General features: G+C 60.3%; 11 protein-coding genes and 6 pseudogenes. 10 read left to right on the top strand and 7 right to left on the bottom strand.

Annotated elements, in window-relative coordinates:
* Positions 1 to 1,153 precede the first annotated feature (1,153 nt).
* Positions 1,154 to 1,468 carry a response regulator gene (locus tag K410_RS0135020; RefSeq protein WP_245269626.1) on the bottom strand — a complete coding sequence of 105 codons (315 nt, stop codon included), beginning with the start codon at positions 1,466 to 1,468 and terminating at the stop codon, positions 1,154 to 1,156.
* A gap of 545 nt (positions 1,469 to 2,013) precedes the next feature.
* Here K410_RS0135020 and K410_RS37775 point away from each other — a divergent pair.
* From K410_RS37775 to K410_RS0135060, 7 genes and pseudogenes are all read left to right on the top strand, one after another.
* Positions 2,014 to 3,075 carry an IS110 family RNA-guided transposase gene (locus tag K410_RS37775; RefSeq protein WP_349509815.1) on the top strand — a complete coding sequence of 354 codons (1,062 nt, stop codon included), beginning with the start codon at positions 2,014 to 2,016 and terminating at the stop codon, positions 3,073 to 3,075.
* Positions 3,053 to 4,354: an IS21 family transposase gene (istA, locus tag K410_RS0135030; RefSeq protein ID WP_049820478.1), complete on the top strand. Its 1,302-nt coding sequence runs from the start codon at positions 3,053 to 3,055 to the stop codon at positions 4,352 to 4,354. Before K410_RS37775 ends, istA (K410_RS0135030) begins: the two co-directional genes overlap by 23 nt.
* Complete coding sequence (gene istB, locus K410_RS0135035) at positions 4,354 to 5,214, top strand: IS21-like element helper ATPase IstB (RefSeq protein ID WP_028139087.1); 861 nt, start codon at positions 4,354 to 4,356, stop codon at positions 5,212 to 5,214. The genes istA (K410_RS0135030) and istB overlap by 1 nt, the downstream gene beginning before the upstream one ends.
* A gap of 214 nt (positions 5,215 to 5,428) precedes the next feature.
* A pseudogene (locus K410_RS0135045) lies at positions 5,429 to 5,722 on the top strand (IS110 family transposase); the annotation flags it as partial.
* Positions 5,723 to 5,775: 53 nt separating this feature from the next.
* Positions 5,776 to 6,986, top strand: a pseudogene (locus K410_RS0135050) (HlyD family secretion protein).
* The gene (locus K410_RS0135055) at positions 6,979 to 8,523 is read left to right on the top strand and encodes a DHA2 family efflux MFS transporter permease subunit (RefSeq protein WP_024343493.1); all 1,545 of its coding nucleotides are present in this window, start codon (positions 6,979 to 6,981) and stop codon (positions 8,521 to 8,523) included. The pseudogene K410_RS0135050 and the gene K410_RS0135055 overlap by 8 nt, the downstream one beginning before the upstream one ends.
* 974 nt (positions 8,524 to 9,497) lie before the next feature.
* Positions 9,498 to 9,994: pseudogene (locus K410_RS0135060) on the top strand (transposase); the annotation flags it as partial.
* A 68-nt stretch (positions 9,995 to 10,062) separates the two neighbouring features.
* On the opposite strand, the gene tnpC reads toward K410_RS0135060, so the two are convergent.
* Genes tnpC through tnpA form a run of 3 tightly spaced genes read right to left on the bottom strand, consistent with a single transcriptional unit; the run spans position 10,063 to position 12,518 of the window.
* Complete coding sequence (gene tnpC, locus K410_RS0135070; RefSeq protein ID WP_028133140.1) at positions 10,063 to 11,727, bottom strand: IS66 family transposase; 1,665 nt, start codon at positions 11,725 to 11,727, stop codon at positions 10,063 to 10,065.
* A gap of 45 nt (positions 11,728 to 11,772) precedes the next feature.
* On the bottom strand, positions 11,773 to 12,093 hold the full coding sequence (gene tnpB, locus K410_RS0135075) for an IS66 family insertion sequence element accessory protein TnpB (RefSeq protein WP_433994191.1): 321 nt from the start codon (positions 12,091 to 12,093) through the stop codon (positions 11,773 to 11,775).
* A 23-nt stretch (positions 12,094 to 12,116) separates the two neighbouring features.
* A complete protein-coding gene (tnpA, locus tag K410_RS0135080; protein ID WP_028133142.1) occupies positions 12,117 to 12,518 on the bottom strand; it encodes an IS66-like element accessory protein TnpA in 402 nt (133 codons plus the stop codon).
* A gap of 88 nt (positions 12,519 to 12,606) precedes the next feature.
* Between tnpA and K410_RS37780 the strand changes: the two are divergent.
* The 3 genes and pseudogenes from K410_RS37780 to K410_RS41160 all read left to right on the top strand — a co-directional run.
* A pseudogene (locus K410_RS37780) lies at positions 12,607 to 13,470 on the top strand (IS5 family transposase); the annotation flags it as partial.
* 57 nt (positions 13,471 to 13,527) lie between these two features.
* Positions 13,528 to 13,869: a copper resistance CopC family protein gene (locus K410_RS0135090; protein ID WP_028139113.1), complete on the top strand. Its 342-nt coding sequence runs from the start codon at positions 13,528 to 13,530 to the stop codon at positions 13,867 to 13,869.
* A 636-nt stretch (positions 13,870 to 14,505) separates the two neighbouring features.
* Positions 14,506 to 14,682: pseudogene (locus K410_RS41160) on the top strand (copper resistance D family protein); the annotation flags it as partial.
* Between the two features lie 651 nt (positions 14,683 to 15,333).
* Here the strand turns inward: K410_RS41160 and K410_RS41165 are convergent.
* From K410_RS41165 to K410_RS40860, 3 genes and pseudogenes are all read right to left on the bottom strand, one after another.
* Positions 15,334 to 15,501, bottom strand: a pseudogene (locus K410_RS41165) (ISL3 family transposase); the annotation flags it as partial.
* A gap of 118 nt (positions 15,502 to 15,619) precedes the next feature.
* On the bottom strand, positions 15,620 to 16,312 hold the full coding sequence (istA, locus tag K410_RS0135095) for an IS21 family transposase (protein WP_245265958.1): 693 nt from the start codon (positions 16,310 to 16,312) through the stop codon (positions 15,620 to 15,622).
* On the bottom strand, positions 16,309 to 16,578 hold the full coding sequence (locus K410_RS40860) for a helix-turn-helix domain-containing protein (RefSeq protein WP_210163721.1): 270 nt from the start codon (positions 16,576 to 16,578) through the stop codon (positions 16,309 to 16,311). Before K410_RS40860 ends, istA (K410_RS0135095) begins: the two co-directional genes overlap by 4 nt.
* Positions 16,579 to 16,818: the final 240 nt, after the last annotated feature.

Below are 16,818 nucleotides of genomic sequence, written 5' to 3' on the forward strand. Positions count from 1 at the left end.
TTCGACGGACGCAGCTATCGGCTCAAAGAGGCCGCTGAAGCTCTTGCCCGCGAAACAATGTCAAACTAACAATCCACTTCTGTCCTGCCTTGGGGTGGAGGAGTTTGACTGACCGCACCCGGAGGAATTTGAAGTGACCCGCGGGGGTCTATCGATGTGTAAGCGTCGGGGCAGGGGCAGCGTCTGCCTTGGTGGCCTTACGCGAGAGTTTCTTGAGTGCGCCTGATACTTTAGACGCCGGGGCCCCGGGAGACCGCAGCCAGTCCTCGAACTGCGTAGCGGCCTCGGCCTGGCGGACACGCTTCATCAATAGCTCTCGCTCGAAGCCGGGGGGCAGTTGCTCTGCGGCGTCCCGAAATTTTGCAGCTTCTTCAAGGAGGCGCTCTTTGAAGGACTTGCTATGTTTGATGCGTCGCCGCTTCCCGACCATGCAAACTCCTTGCTGCAACGCATAATGGGGCATAGCCCGGCCTTCACTCCAGAACAGATATCATCGTGAATAGTTCCCCAAGCGGAACGAAGTAAGATGACGCTGTCCGACCGAGTAAAGTCGAACATCGAAGTTATTCTTGAGAAAGTTTGCCGGCAGCTGCCTAACGCGGCGACCACGAACTACGCAATCGGGTAGCTCAACAACTTCTTGACGCCGCCGAAGCGGGCAAGCACACCCTGACCGAATTACGGTCCGAAGGTCTGAAGGCCTTCGCAGCCAGCGTGAAATGGAAGGGCTCATAGACATCCGGCCAACGTTAGGCCAAAAGCTTAGCGCTAATAGGTTGCGGTAATCCGACCGGATGATCCTTCGGGGGATCCGGATGGCATCGGTACCGCTTGTAGAAGACGAATCCCTTATCCGGATGATGATCGCGGATATGTTGAGCGAACTCGGTCACCGTGGCCGGCGAAGCCAGCAATCTGGCGACCGGCCTGGAGCTCGCTTGCGCAGCCGGCATCGTGCTGCCATTCTAGATGTGAAACTCGGCAACGACAGTTCTGAAGCCATTGCTCAGGTACTAAGCGAGCATGGAGTGCCTTTTGCATTCGCTAGCGGGTACGGCGCGGAGGGTGTTCCGGAGGCCTTCAAGGATCACCTCTCCCTCCAAAAGCCGTCTCCGATCGATCAACTTGCTCATTGTTTATCGCGCCTTTTGGGCTAGCAAACACCTGTGGTCTTTTGCATTACCTGAGCAAGGTCATCTTGCGAAAAAGGTTTTCGCAGCAAAGGAAAGCCATCACGCCGTTTCTCACGTCCCGATAGCTGCAAGACCTTGAGAGCCGGACGCAGCCGCGTGGCCCCTTCTGCAAGCTCGTGTCCGTCCATTTCCGGCATGTTGATGTCGGTGATCGAAATTCGCTGAGTTCTGCGAAGCACATCCAGAGCTTCAGCGCCACTATGCGCACAAATGACTTCGCAGCCCAAGTCTTCCAACATGTCCGCCATTACGTCGAGGACAATTTGCATCATCATCTACAACTAAGACAGTATGTTGGGGCATTGGAGGACCTCTTTCAACAACCCACACAGTGATCGGCCGTTCCGATTCGACCATGGGCATCGCAGGGTGGAACTAGCGCAAGGCTTGGAGGTTGCCACACATCGCTGCTCTGCCGTTGGCTACTCTCGGCGGTAGGACGATGATCGCGCTCGGCCTATCCAGGAACGGAGCAGAGATGTCCGACTCCCGCAAAGAACGCCTGCTTGAAAGAAGCACGTCAACTCAGGGACAAGGCAAAGCTCCTGCCGTTTGGGCGCTTCGCCAGGCGGTACTAAAGCGCGCGCGCCAGGCAGAGATTGAAGCTCACATGAATGATGGTTGAGCTCCCCTGGATTGCAGCCGGATAGACGATATGCCGGCCCTAAACCGGGAATCCCCGATTCAGGTCGACTCCAACTAGATGCCGTAATGGGCCCGGCTCCGAGCAAGGGGTCATGATGGTGGCTGTCCCCCGATAGATGATGAAACGGGGTCAGGACTTGAGTCGGCCCCAAGCATCTGGAGACGGAGGACAGCCGTGGAAAATTATGCCGGAATCGACGTGTCATTGGAACTGTCGAGCGTGTGCGTTGTGGACGCCCAGGGCAAGGTCTTGAAGGAAGCGAAGGTCGCAAGCGAACCCGACGCCTTGGTTGAGTTTTTTGAGACGCTCGGCTTTGCAATGAAGCGTATTGGGCTCGAGGCTGGACCGCTGTCACAATGGCTGCATGCGGGCCTGAAAGGCGCAGGATTTGAGACGGTTCTGCTGGAAACGCGGCACGTGAAGGCCGCATTGTCTGCAATGACGGTCAAGACGGACCGCAAGGATGCGCGCGGGATCGCCCAGTTGATCCGGATGGGATGGTTTCGGCCGGTGCACGCAAAGTCGGTCGATGCGCAAGAAATCCGGGCACTCCTGATCGCACGCAAACAGCTTCTCGGGCGGCTGATCGATGTAGAATTAAGTATCCGAGGGATTTTGCGCGGCTTCGGTCTGAAGACTGGCCCGGTGACGAGAAGGAATTTCGAAGCGCGGATTCGAGAGTTGGTTGCGGGTCAGGCGACATTGGAGCGCATTGCCGGTGCGATGCTTTCGGCGCGGTCAGCCCTGAAGGCAGAATACGGAAGGCTACACAAGGCTGTGCTGGCAATTGTGCGCGACGATGCGGTCTGCCGCCGGCTTATGACAGTCCCAGGCGTTGGTCCCCTAGTTGCCATCACCTACAAATCGGCGATTGATGATCCTCATCGTATCGTAAAATCAAAGGCAGCAGGCGCGCTGTTCGGGCTCACGCCAAAGAAGTATCAATCGGGAGAAAAGGACGTCACGGGCGGAATCACGCTTGCTGGCGATGAGACGGTGCGGACGGTGTTGTATGAAGCCGCGAACGTTCTGCTATCGCGCATCACGCGGTTCTCAAAACTCAAGCGCTGGGGGATGGATGTCGCCAAGCGAAGAGGCTCGAAGCGCGCAAAAGTCGCCCTGGCGCGCAAGCTCGCTGTCGCGCGCCATGGAAAACTGCCCCCTCAGCGTCACAAGGGATTGCCCCCTCCTTGGATAGCTGAGGAGAGAGTGAATGAAGCGGGAACGAATCACTGAAGGCTCGCCGTGGAATGATCCACGGGGGCAGATGATGAAGACGCCGGATGACGTGGCGGAGATGATGCGCCTGAGGGCGTGCGGGTGGGGTGTGAAGCGGATTGCGCGGCAGCTGGGCTGCAGCCACCACACGGTGAAGGACTACTTGGCGGCGGGCGGGGTGAAGCCGTTCAAGTCGCCTGAGCGGCCGAAGCGTCTCGACGGCCTTGAGGGTTGGCTGCGCGAGAGGCTCATTCGGCATCGCGGCAATGCCGACGTGGTGCGACAGGACCTGCTGGCCGAGAAAGGCGTGGCCGTCAGCCGGCGGACACTGCAACGCGCCGTGCAGCCCTATCGCCAGGCGCTGAAAGCGGAGGCGCTGGCGACGACGCGGTTTGAGACGCCCCCGGGCCGGCAGCTGCAGATCGACTTCGGGGAGCGCCTGGTCGAGATCGGAGGGGCGAAAGTCAAGGCATTCGTGTTCGTGGCAACGCTTGGACACTCGCGAAGGCTCCATGTGCGTGCGTTCCGGGCCGAGAGGCAGGAGCATTGGTTCGCCGGGCTCGAGAGCACATTCACGACCTTCAGCGGTGTGCCGGAGGAAGTGCTGATGGACAATCCACGCGCGCTTGTCGTGCGGCACGACGCAGTGAGCCGGTCGGTTCAGTTCAACGACAAGCTGATAGCCTTCGCAAAACATTGGGGCTTTCGCCCTCGCGCCTGCGCGCCATATCGGGCGCGCACGAAGGGCAAGACGGAGAACGGCGTCGGCTACGTGAAGAAGAACGCGATCGCCGGTCATTCCTTCCCAAGTTGGGAAGCATTCGAGGCGCATCTCGACAGATGGGAGCGAGAGGTTGCGAACGTTCGGATCCACGGCACGACCGGCGAGACGCCGATCATCCGCTTCGCGCGTGACGAGATACATCGGTTGAAGCCGCTCGGCGGGCAGCCCTCGTTTGGATCCTTGCGTGAACTGTCCCGCGTCGTCGGCAATGATTGCGCCGTCGAGATCGACACGAACAGCTACTCGGTACCGTGGCGCCTGATTGGCGAGCGCGTGGCGGTAACGATCGCGGCCGGCGAAGTGCGGATCCGCCATGGATTGCACCAGGTCGCGGTCCACAAGCAATCGGAGGGTCGCCGGCTGCGGATTGTCGACTCCGCCCATCTCGATGGTGTTGCTGGTCGCAATGGCGCGGTCCGCCGGGCGGAGATCGCTGTGCCGGCGCCGTCCTCACCGCCGTCGTTGTTACGTCCTCTTGCCGAATACGAAGCCATGGTCGGAGGAAGCTTCTGATGGCGAGGGCAAAAAAGGCAATGGAAGCAACGAACGATCCGCTAGATGCCATGCTGGCGCGATTGCAGCTCTCCGGCATCCGCGATCAGCTCGACAGCCTGCTCGACGAAGCCGCGCGCGCGAACCTGTCGGCGCGTGAGACGCTGATCTTGCTGTGCGAGCGCGAGATCGCACGCAAGGATCATCGCCGCGTCGAGATGGCGCTGAAGCTCGCGCACTTCCCGGCTGTGAAGGAGCTTGCTGGCTTCGACTTCGAGGCGCAGCCGTCGATCGATCCAAAGCAGATCCGTGACCTTGCCGCGTCACGTTGGATCGCCAACGGCGAGAATGTGCTGTTGCTCGGGCCGCCGGGCGTCGGCAAGACGCACTTGTCGATCGCGCTGGGACGAGAGGCGATCCTGGCCGGATACACGGTGCAGTTCACCACGGCGACGACACTGGTCGCGGGCCTTGCCAAGGCGCACGGCGAGCGACGGCTGGACGAGAAACTGCTCGCCCTGTCGAAGCCAAAGCTGCTGATCGTCGACGAGCTCGGTTACCTGCCGCTGGAACCTGACGCGGCGCATCTGTTCTTCCAGTTGGTCAGCCGCCGCTACGAAACTGGCGCCATGCTGATCACCTCAAACCGCAGCGTTGCCGAATGGGGCACCGTGTTCGCGGATCCCGTGGTCGCCACCGCGATCCTCGATCGGCTCCTCCACCACAGTCACGTGCTGACGATCCGCGGCGACAGCTACCGGCTCCGCGCCAAGCGCAAGAGCGGCCTTATAAAGACGCCGACCGCCGGTGACGGCCCTCCAGTCGGCTCCGCCTCCCTCCGGCCCGTCACCGGCGGAAACAACCTTCAACCGAGATCATAATCCCGATGGTGGGGGCAGTTCTTCATGACGCAAAGGGGGCAGTTCCGGATGGCGTTTGACAAGCTCGCAGTGATCCTGCATCGGATCTGGGTCGATGGCACGACTTACCGATGGACCGAAGCGGGCCCGATCACAGCATAGAACACGTCGAGGAGATCAAGAACGCGACCGGGCTGAACTGAAGCCCGATGCCCGAAGTCCCGTCGCCGGGACGGTGGATCCGGTGAAGCCGTTACACGGCCCTCAGGTTCATGCGGTCGACGAGACCGGCAGGGTCGTCGCCCGTAAAAAGCTTCGCCGCTCCGAGGTGATCGAGTTCTTCGAGGCGTTGTCGCCCTGCTTGATCGGCATGGAGGCCTGCGGTAGCGCTCATCATTGGGGCCGGGAGCTGACCGCGCTCGGCCACGACGTTCGGCTGATGCCGGCAGGATATGTCAAACCCTACATCAAGCGGGGCAAGAACGACGCAGTCGACGCGGAGGCGATCTGCGAAGCGGTCGCTCGACCAATGGACTGAACGATCGTATGACCAGTTAAAGATCAGTGCGGAGATGTAATGCGATGGAGCGACATGCAGCGGGGCGTTCTTCGTTAAAAAAAGAAGAATGGATGGCGCAGTCAGAGTCTCCGTCCATCAGTCCCCAAGTTCGCAAATCGGCCGAAGAATCTCTTCCCGAAAAACCACCTTCCCAGGAGACGAAGCGTCCCCCTGCCCAAAAATCACGACTTCGCTCCCTGATGTTTGCTTTGCTCCCGCTCGCGCTTGTGATCGGGACGTATTACTACGTGACCGGCGGAGCGACCATGTCGACCGAGAACGCGTATGTGCAGGCCGACAAGGTGGGATTGTCGACCGATGTCGGCGGAATCGTCAGTGAAATTCTGGTGCATGACAACCAGACAGTCGCCAAGGGCGCCATTCTGTTCAAGCTCGATCCCCAGCAATTCCAGTTTGCTCTTGATCGGGCAGAAGCCCAAATTGGCAACACGAGAAACGATTTACTCGCGTTGCAGGCGAGTTACCGGAATATGCAGGCTCAAGTCGAGCAGGCCAAAAAGGATGTCGAATTCAACACGGTCAATTTCCAACGCCAGCAACAGCTCCTCGCCAGTCACTTCACGCCACAAGCGACCTTCGACGCGGCGCGCAATACATTGGAAGGGGCACAGCAAAAGCTGGCTTCATTGCAGGCGCAATTGGCTGGACTTGCCGCCAACCTGAATGGGAATCCCGATGCGCCAATCGAAGACCATCCGCGGTACAAAGATGCGATAGCCGCTCGCAACGAAGCCGCCCGCGAGCTGGCGCATGCGGTTGTAAGGGCGCCTTTCAACGGCATTGTCACCAATGTGCCATCGCTGCAGCCGGGACAATATCTCGCGGCTGCTGCAACTGGTTTCAACATCGTCTCAACCGATGATGTCTGGATTCAATCAGACCCGAAAGAGACCGAGCTTACGTACGTCAAGCCGGGCCAACACGCGGTTATCGAGGTCGACACATATCCTGGGGTCAAATGGTCGGTACGGTCGACAGTATTAGCCCCGCGTCGGCTTCGAGTTTTTCGCTTTTGCCGGCAGAAAACACCAGCGGCAACTGGGTGAAGGTCGTGCAACGCATTCCGATGCGCGTCTGGGTTAAAAACGATCCCGCAAAGCCGGCGCTCCGGGTGGGGATGAGCGTCGTGCTTAGCATTGATACAGGCCATCCGCGCGGATTTCCGAGCTTCCTGGTCGACTTGTTTGGATCATCGAGGACATCGAATGGCTAGCCCACAGTCGGGTGCACGTCCTGTCAATCGCCCAGCGATTACTGCCTGCGTCATTCTCTCGGTCATCATGCAGGCATTGGATACCACCATTGCGAACGTGGCGCTTCCGTACATCCAGGGCAGTGTGTCAGCCAGCGCGGACCAGATAAATTGGGTTCTCACCTCTTACATCGTCGCAGCGGCGATCATGACGCCTCCCTCGGGTTTCCTCGCCAGCAAGTTCGGGCGCCAACGCGTGCTGCTGGTGGCGATCGCCGGCTTCGTCGTCGCTTCGGTCCTGTGCGGCATCGCGCAATCCCTGTCTCAGATCGTTGCCTTTCGTCTGCTTCAGGGATTCTTCGGTGCCGCGCTGGTGCCGATCGCGCAGTCCATTCTCCTCGATGTTTACACGGCGAAGGAGCGGGGTTCCGCAATGGCGCTGTTCGGGGTCTCCGTCATGGTAGGGCCCGTTTTGGGACCCATCATCGGAGGCTATCTCACCGATCATTTTAGCTGGCGCTGGGTCTTCTACATCAATATTCCCATTGGGGCGCTGGCATTTGGCGGAATCTCTGCGTTTTTGCGGGAGAAGAAGGAACTGGGCAACACCAAGCTCGACTGGCTCGGCTTCGGGAGCTTAAGCGTTGCAATCGCTGCAATGCAGGTCTTCCTCGATCGGGGCGCGCAACTTGACTGGTTTTCCTCGCTGGAGATCCTGATCGAAGCGACCGTAGCAGTTTCGGCCTTCTACGTTTTTCTCGTCCACACCTTCACGGCGGCAGCAGGCAATTCGTTCGTCGATCCGCGGCTCTTCCTCGACCGCAATTTTGCGGTAGGCATGCTTTTCATCTTTATCGTTGGCATCACATATCTTGCCTCGCTCGCGTTGCTGACGCCGTTTCTGCAAACCTTGATGGGGTATCCGGTCGTGACGGCCGGAATCGTCATGGGGCCGCGCGGTATGGGAACGATGGTTTGCATGTTTCTGGTCGGTCGCCTGATCGGGCGTGTCGATACCCGATGGCTGCTGATGATCGGTCTGTTGCTGACTGCCTGGGCAATGTACGACATGACCGGCTGGAATCAAAACGTCTCGGAAGCAACTATTGCGCTGACCGGATTCATCCAAGGTGCAGGTCTGGGATTTCTCTTTGTACCTCTGACGACGGTGACCTTCTCAACCCTTCCTGAAAAGAAGCGCGGAGATGCGACGGGGCTGTACAACTTGTCGCGCAACGTGGGCTCGAGCGTTGGAATATCGATCGTATGCTATCTTTTGATCCGAAACGGACAGATCAATCATGCCACCATTTCGGCTCACGTCACGGCGACCAATCGCGCATTCGATAACTCCGCTGTCTTGCATGCATTGAGCCCATGGAGCCCGACGGGGCGAGCCGCACTCGATCAGCTTGTTCAAATGCAGGCTTCGATCATCAGCTATATTGATGATTTCAAACTGATGATGGTCCTATCCTTGGCGGCGATTCCGTTGGTTCTGCTTTTGCGGCGAGGTGGCAGCTCTTCGCCGAGTGATCATGCGATGGTCATGGAATAGTTTAGAAGCCACAGTCGCCTCAAAGGAGGTGAAACAGCGGAGGCAGCCTCCTTCCTCAACATGGGGCCTCTCCCGGAACTTACTTCGAAAGCAAGTGTTCATCATGTGGTGCAGAGGAGATTTGAATGACATGGGCTATGTTCGCTTCCGCCGCGCTTGGACAAGAGGGGAGTGCTGCGCAACGCGAGGCTTGCACACCAGACGCGCTACGTTTGTGTGGACAATACATTCCGGATGCGAACGCCATTGCCACCTGTTTGCGTCATTCCGGGCCTCGTCTCAGCCCGGAATGCCACGCCGTATTTTATCCCTCCCGAGCCGAACTTAGGAATGCACGGCGCGGTGACCTGCCGCCGGCCTCTGGTAGCGAGGACAGCGATAAGTAGGGCATATCCCACCCTCACGCAGCACATACCCCCGCCGCTTCAAGATACAAGCTTGCGATTGCCGGGGGTGCACGCTTTGTCGTCGGGCTCCTGCCGTGTGCCTTTGCGCGCTCTGCTTCATTATGGTTGGGGCTTTCTGCCGGGAAGGGATGTTCAATATGCTTCCCTCCGCAGACTGTGGCTGTAACGCCACGTATGTCCCGTAACGCGCGAGCATTGGCTGGATGGGTAGCGATGCCGGCCAACCGCGGGCACCGATTTGGCGAGCACCTGCGGGTGATCGACAGGCGTCTTTTGACGTCGCTTTTGGTGAGAAGTCGCAAAGAGGCTATTCCAAGAGAAGTGAGAACGAGTAGTATCCGCTGGAACGGTTTCGCTCGATAAAGACGAGAACATGATGGCAGGTATCGAACCTATCTCGTCGTCCGTGAAGTTCGGCTAAGCGACTGAGCCAGAATCGCATTTGTCTTTGTGGATGGTTTTGGGATTGCAGGGTTTTGATGGGTCGGGCATCGGAACCTTGCAATTTCATTTTCAGGATTCCGTCGAATCGCCAGTCATGATTCCTTCGTCGTATCGGAGGTGGCGATGCGACCGAAGAAGCACAGGACGACGGGATCGGGCGATCTGTTCCGGGCCAGGCTGGACCAGATCATCAACATGAAGCACGAGCTGGTTCAGCTCGCCGGCAAGATCGATTGGGACTGGCTCGACGGCGAGATCGCGCCGCTCTACAGCGAGAACGGTCGGCCGGGCATCGCGACCCGCTTCGTGATCGGGCTGCTGCTGCTCAAGCACATTTACGGCCTGTCCGATGAGGGGTGTGCGAGCGTTGGGTCCACGACCCGTATTTCCAGTACTTCACCGGCGAAGAGTTCTTCCAGCACGCGTTCCCGCACGAGCGCTCGGACCTGAGCCATTGGCGCAAGCGGCTCGGCGACAAGCTGGAGCTGTTGCTGGCCGAGAGCTTGCGGGTGGCGCACGAGGCCGGCGCGTTACGCAGCCAGGACCTCAAGCGTGTCACGGTCGATACCACCGTGCAGCCGAAGGCGATCACCTTCCCGACCGACGCCAAGCGTACGCATACGACGAAGGCCGCCAGATTGACGCACGCGCGTGGGCAAAGTGAGCTCTATGATCGGTTGGGTGAAGGTCAGGCGGCCTGCTGACCGGCAGGCTTATCGGCTTGGCGCAGGAGCTTCCATTCCCAGGGCAGCAGTTCGTGCAGCCGCGATGCAGGAAGATCGGCGATACGGGCCAGGACGTCGGCGAGCCAAGCCTTGGGATCGACGTCGTTGAGACGACAAGTAGTGATCATCGTCAGCATGATGGCGGCACGGTCGGCGCCACGTTGGCTGCCAGCGAAGGTCCAGTTGCGCCGCCCCAAGGCGATGCCTCTCAAAGCGCGTTCAGCGCAATTGTTGGTCAAGCAGATCCTGCCGTCGTCGAGGAAGCGGGCGAAGTCGTCCCAGCGTCTGAGCATGTAGTTCATGGGCTTCAGAACCTCGGCGGAGCGCGAGAGGGTTTCTCGCTCGCGCAGAAGCCAGGCGTGCATGTCTTCGAGCAGCGGCTTGCTCCGCTCCTGGCGCACGGCGCGCCGCTCGTCGGCACTGCAGCCGTTGATGGTGCGCTCGATCTCAAACAGGGCGTCAAGACGCCTGAGCGCCTCCAGCGCGATCGGGGAGACCGGTTTGCCCTTGCGGCCTTCCCTGGCCGTTTTCTCGATGTCGGCCAGTTCGAAGAATCCCCGCCGCGCATGGGCCAGGCAAAATGCCGGCGTGATCGGCATCGCTTTCCTTTTTGGGTCGAACAACGGCTCGAAGCCGCCATAGCAATCCGCCTGCAGGATGCCGGCGAAGGCGGCCAGATGCTTCTGGGGATGTTCGCCCCGTCGGTCGCCCGAGGCATAATAGACCGCCGCCGGCGGCGCAGGCCCGGCGAACGGCCGGTCATCCCGCACATAAGTCCAGATCCGGCCGGTCGTGCACTTGCCCTTCGCCAGGATGCGGATGGTGGTGTCGTCGCCATGAAGGCGCTCGGCCACGAGCACATGACGCTCGATCAGCTGGAACAGCGGCATGACGGCGAAGGTTCCGTGGCCGACCTGGTCGGCCAGCGTCGACAGCGGCAAATCGATCCGCTCGGCCTTGAAGCGCACGCTCTGACGGTTGAGCGGGATATGCATGCCGAACTTGTCGAACAGGATTGTCGCCAGCAATTGCGGACCGATGAAGCCGCGCGGTGTGGCATGGAACGGCGCGGGCGGCTGGCTGATCTTCTCGCAATCGCGGCAGGTGAACTTCTCACGTACTGTCTCGATCACCTTGAAGCGACGCGGAATCTCCTCCAGCGTCTTGGTCACATCCTCCCCGATCTTCGCCAGCCGAGATCCACCGCAGCAGGAGCAGCTCGTTGGAGCCTCAATGACGACACGCTCGTGTTCGATGCCGTCCGGCCATGGCTGACGAACTGGCCGCTTGCGCATGAAGGGGCGAACGCTCTGGGTTTTTGCCGCGGCAGCCTGCGCAACCAGCTTATCCTCGCTCGCCGTGGTGGCGAGTTCTTCGAGCTCCAATTCCAACTGTTCGATCAGCCGTGCCGTGCGCTCGGAGCGCTGCCCGTGCAGTTCACGTTTGAGCTTCTCAATCCGTAGCTCAAGATGAGCGATCAGCACCTCGCTGTCCGACAGCTCCGCCCGCGCGTTGGCGGCATCCGCGACTGCTACATCGCGTTCAGCCCGCAACTCCTCGCGCTCGGCCAGCAGCGCGAGGTAGGCGCTCGCAAGGTCCGATGGAAGATCGTCCGGCTTCGATGTCATGAAGCCATTGAATCAGATCAGGCCGCAAACTCAAACCCAAAACACCTATCCGACCCGCGTCGGCCGCTGGGTTTCTTGCGGATTGCGCCAATCGATCCCGGACAGCAGATAGCTCAACTGCGCCGGCGAGATCGTTACCGCTTCACCGGCAACCGATGGCCAGATAAACTTTCCTCTCTCGAGTTTTTTTGTGAACAAGCAGGCTCCCTGGCCATCGTGCCAGATCGCCTTCACGAGATCGCTGCGGCGACCCCGGAAGACGAACAGATGACCGCTGAGCGGATCCTTGCGCAGCACCTCCTGTACCTGGAGTGCCAAAGACGGAAAGCCTCGGCGCATATCCGTGTAGCCTGTCGCGAGCCACACCCGCACATTCCCCGGTATAGCAATCATCGGCGTCCAAGCACATCGAGAACCCGCGCCAACGCCTCCGGATCGACGTGCGCATCCACCCGGATGCACCGACGGTTGCCGAGATCGATCTCTATCAATCCAGTACGCGCGGCTGCCGCCGAGCGAACTCGGCCATCCACCGTAGGCAAAAGCTTCGCAGTTTCTTCAGCCGAGGCCGCTACGGCGGCGATCTGCACCGGCGTAAAAGATGGTACAACTTGTTCCGATGTCCGCGCTTGTCGACGCCAGGTAAACACCAGGCTGGTCGCTACTCCGTTGCGCCGCGCAACCTCCGTTACCTTCGCGCCCGGTGCCAGCGTCTCCTCGACAATGCGTGCCTTGTCGTCCTGCGACCAACGCCGCCGCCGCTCCAGCCCGCCCATAACCTCGACCCGCATCGCCTGATGACCTTAAAGTTAGACTTAAGGTCACACGCTTCGCGAATTGCCACCCCTCACGCAAGACGGCCCCCGTCGGAGGCGTACTGCCAAGCTGCTGCACGCAGCGATCAAGGGGCTCAACCGCCTGGCGAGGAAGCACGGGGTCAGGCTGCGGCAGTCCTATCTTCGCATTGCCAGGACCGCGGCCATGATGGCGGGGCGCTACGCCCATGCCAAGCAATTCAAGCGGCATCACCGGCAGTTGCGCATTCTGCGCAGCCGGCTGGGCCGGATCATCCGCGATATCCGCCGCAAAATCGAAGGTCAGGCTGCGCTCGAGAACGCGCTCGCCCTCCCGCTCAGCCGGGCTTCGCAGATCCGCTCGCAGCAGCAGCGCCAGCGCGGCTGGAAGCTCTATTCCTTTCACGCCCCGGAGGTGGAGTGCATCGGCAAGGGCAAAGCAGCCGCGCCTTACGAGTTCGGTGTCAAAGCCTCCATCGTCACCAACAACCGCCGTGCTCCCGGTGGCCTCTTCGTGCTGCACGCCAGGGCTCTGCCCGATAACCCGTACGACGGTCACACCTTGCGCGACGTCATCGACCGCACCGAGACGCTCACCGGCTGCGCGATCGAGCGGGCCTATGTCGACAAGGGATACCGCGGCCACGACGCGCAAAATCCCCGTCGCGTCTTCATTTCGGGTCAAAAACGCGGCGTCTTCGGTATCATCAAGCGCGAGCTGCGCCGCCGCTCCGCTATCGAACCCATCATCGGACACCTGAACACCGATGGTCACCTCGGCCGCTGCTACCTCAAAGGCCGCGCCGGCGATGCCGCCAACGTCATCCTCTCCGCCGTCGGCCACAACTTCCGCCGCATCCTCGCCTGGCTCAGGGCTCTTTGGTGCCTAATCCTGCGCGCCCTCATCGCTGCAATCAGCGACCGCTCATCGCTGCAATCGGCTTCTTAACGGACGACTATCTCGCACGGGACTTCCGCCGGCAATAAGAGAGCTAACCGCTGGAGATTGTCGCTACTTCTCGCGTTTGCCTTATTGCTGCTCTACTCGCAAAGAGCATTTTCTCATGCAATCGTCATACAGTCCTCCCCGGCGGTCGATGCCAGTGTCGCCGCTGGCGACGTGGCAATCCGCCTTCGTTTCAACAGCCGCATCGATCATGCTCGTTCGAAGCTGCGGCTCTATACAGCCGATGGCAAAGAGATCATCTTGAAAACTGATCCAGATTTACCACACAGCCTCGAAGCGGACGCCAGAATTCTTGCGATTGGCGCCTGGCACCTGCGTTGGCAAGTCTTGAGCGTGGACGGTCACATCACCCGCGGCGATATTCCCTTCAGCGTCCGCTAAAGCTCGCTGTGTCATCCTTCCCTGAGATCTTTGGCTTTCTTTCGGTGATTCTGCGCGGCTTATTTCTCATCGCGCAATCTCTCACGCTTGGCGGCATCGGTTTTACAGTTTTGCTTTGGCAGCCCTTGAGCTTACGACTTTCGACTGAAAGCTCCGAAATAGGAAGGCGATGCCGTATCATCCTTGCCAATAGTAGCATCGCTTTCGCCATCTTCACGCTCAGCACTCTGATAGTCAACGCGGCGGTGCTTGCCGGTACCTTGGATCTCCCCTGGCGAGATACGCTCGATGCTGATTTCGCTCGGGCCGATATCGCCATCGCTGGCCGCGCTTTGCATCGGCCTCTTAAGCTGTGGACGAGAAAGCGGGTGGCGAACGGCAGCGCTGATCAGCTTCGCGGTCGCGGCTTTGGCCGGACAGCTTTCCTTGACCCATGCGGTGAGCCGCCCAGGTTTGCGCTGGCCCTATCTACTCGCAGATGCGTTGCATATGACCGGCGCAGCCATCTGGATCGGCGGCCTCCCCTATTTTCTTCTCGCGTTGGGTCTCTCTCGGGACGGCACCGATTGCAGAGTTGTTGGGCGACGTTATTCGGCTATATCGCTTACCTCTGTCACAGTCATCATTGGCAGTGGGATGCTGATGGCCTTCGGTTACATCGGCGTGCCTGAGGCGATCTATGGCACGGCTTGCGGTGTCATGGTGACGACCAAGATTGCACTTCTCCTCATGTTGCTCGGGCTCGGCGGAGCGAATTACCTCATCGTGGAAAAGCTACAGCGCGATCCGTCCACCTCCATTCTTCGTTTGAAGCGTTTCGCGGAGGCCGAGATCGGCATTGGCCTAACTGTCTTGCTGGCTGCAGCCTCGCTTACGTCCTTGCCTCCGGCAATCGGCCTTGTGCAGGACAGGGTTACCTGGCCGGAAATTGTCGAGCGCTTCTCGCCGCAATGGCCGCGCCTCACCAGCCCCAGCTCGGACCAACTGACGATTAACCAGTTGCAGGCCCAAATCGCTGAAGCGGATGCGCGGCGAATCCCAGGGCCCCGGGCTTATGTGCCTGGAGAAGGCATTATATTGCCCCGCAATGCGGAAGACGTGGCCTGGTCCGAATACAACCACCATTGGGCTGGCATTTTCGTCATGCTGATCGGCGTTCTCGCGTTGATTCAGCACTCCAGATGGGGCAGATGGGCTCGGCACTGGCCGCTGCTCTTCATGGCTCTGGCAGCCTTTTTGTTTTTCCGCGCAGATGAAGAAGCGTGGCCAATCGGTCAGATCGGCTTTTTCGAATCGATGCGCGATGTGGAGGTGGCGCAGCATCGAATATTTGAGCTGCTTATCGTACTTTTTCGAATGGAGAGTGCAAACGAGTCCCAAAAAAGACCAAAGGGCGACCCTGGCCTTTCCGCTGCTGGTTGCCATCGGAGGCGCGATGCTGCTTGCACATTCCCATGCTTAGTCATATCCACCGCCACGATTGCGAGCGACGACCGAGATCGTGGGATGAGCCGCCAGCCAGGCTTGGGCGGTCGCGGGCTCACGATCCGGCAGCAAGGTAACTACCCGGCGCCTTTCCGGGTTGCAGATGATGCTGGCGTATCGGTGATTGCGCCGCCAAGCCCAATCATCATCGCAGTGGACGCCGTGATACGCCTTGCTCCAAGCATTCCGCTCGCTGATTGCCGACCTTTACGGGCAACTGCTCCTCGACCAGATAGGGGTTCTCCGGCAGCGGCAGCAGTTGCCGCTATTCCTGAGCCAGGGCCTGCCGAATGGTCATGGTCCGATCCTCGGGACAGGGCCGGTCGGCCGCCTGGCCGCGACACCAGTGCTCGGCCTGGGCGTTCAGGTCGGCCAGATCGGTAAAGCTGCGCGCGGCGAAGAAGGCGTCGCGAACGTGACGAATCGCGCGTTCAACCCGGCCCTTCTCGTTGCCGCGGGCAACCGCCACGGGCCGGGGTTCGAAGCGATAGTGGCCCGCGAATGCCAGGAGCGTCGGATGAAAACGGATTGCCTCCCCCTGGCGCTCGAGCACCGCGCTCTTCAAATTATCGTAGAGCAGGACTCTCGGCACGCCGCACCAGGTATTGAAGGCGCCGACGTGGCCGCGCAAAAAGTTCTCCATTCGCGCATCGAGGAAGAAGCGCAGGTGGATGTCGCGCGAGTACGAAAGCACCATCACAAAGGCCATCAGCGGCCGGCGGGCGCGACTGATCTGTATATGGCCAAAGTGAGCCCAGTCGACCTGGCCCTGCTCGCCAGACAGCGTGCGCAGCCGCAGGTAGGCCTCGGCTGCTGGCCTTGGCCGATACAAGCTGATCAGTGTGATCAGGGCCGCCTGGTATCCGCGTTCGCGCACCATGGCATGCAGCCGGCTGGCGGTGATGTCGGGAAATTTGGTCAAGGTCTGCCGGATGAACGGCAGATAAGGGTCGATCATGGCGGAGCGCAACTGCGGCCCATGCCGGGGCGGTCCAGCCTGCGCAGCACGCGACGCACGGTCGTGTGATGCAAGTGGAGCTGGCGCGCGATGGTGCCGCAGCGCCACTTCTCGACGTGATGCAGGCGCAGAATCCGGGCCTCCAGTTCACCGGGATAGTCACGAACACGCTCCGTGGTCAGTCGGGTGGATCGAGGGAGGGCCTGCGACGTCGCACGAAGTCGAGCCGCACGAACGGTGGCAGCCGGCTGCAGCAGCGACAGCATCGTGATGAACGCGAATCGCTGTCGCCGCTGGGCCTTCGAGACATGCCGGTTGTCCGCCGGCGACAGCGATCGAGGCCGGCGGCACTACATCATCCATGGCCGGACAGGGTGAACCCTGATGCGTCACGATTTTATTGCGGGCCCGGTAACGTCGGGCGCGAGCCGCATGCAGATGGCGGCCGCGACGGGTGCGTTGATAGCGCCGGCCGGCGTCGCGCACGCTCGCCCGTCGCATCGTCC

It is taken from the genome of Bradyrhizobium sp. 22, from assembly GCF_000482425.1.
In the GTDB taxonomy this organism is placed as follows: Bacteria; Pseudomonadota; Alphaproteobacteria; order Rhizobiales; family Xanthobacteraceae; genus Bradyrhizobium; species Bradyrhizobium japonicum_B.

Excerpts from the sequence above, each read along its gene's own strand:
- K410_RS40860 (WP_210163721.1), bottom strand. The coding sequence starts at position 16,578 with ATGCTGTCGCTGCTGCAGCCGGCTGCCACCGTTCGTGCGGCTCGACTT.
- tnpC (WP_028133140.1), bottom strand. The coding sequence starts at position 11,727 with ATGACATCGAAGCCGGACGATCTTCCATCGGACCTTGCGAGCGCCTAC.
- istB (WP_028139087.1), top strand. The coding sequence starts at position 4,354 with ATGGCGAGGGCAAAAAAGGCAATGGAAGCAACGAACGATCCGCTAGAT.
- istA (WP_245265958.1), bottom strand. The coding sequence starts at position 16,312 with ATGATCGACCCTTATCTGCCGTTCATCCGGCAGACCTTGACCAAATTT.
- istA (WP_049820478.1), top strand. The coding sequence starts at position 3,053 with ATGAAGCGGGAACGAATCACTGAAGGCTCGCCGTGGAATGATCCACGG.
- tnpA (WP_028133142.1), bottom strand. The coding sequence starts at position 12,518 with ATGCGGGTCGAGGTTATGGGCGGGCTGGAGCGGCGGCGGCGTTGGTCG.
- K410_RS0135055 (WP_024343493.1), top strand. The coding sequence starts at position 6,979 with ATGGCTAGCCCACAGTCGGGTGCACGTCCTGTCAATCGCCCAGCGATT.
- K410_RS0135020 (WP_245269626.1), bottom strand. The coding sequence starts at position 1,468 with ATGATGATGCAAATTGTCCTCGACGTAATGGCGGACATGTTGGAAGAC.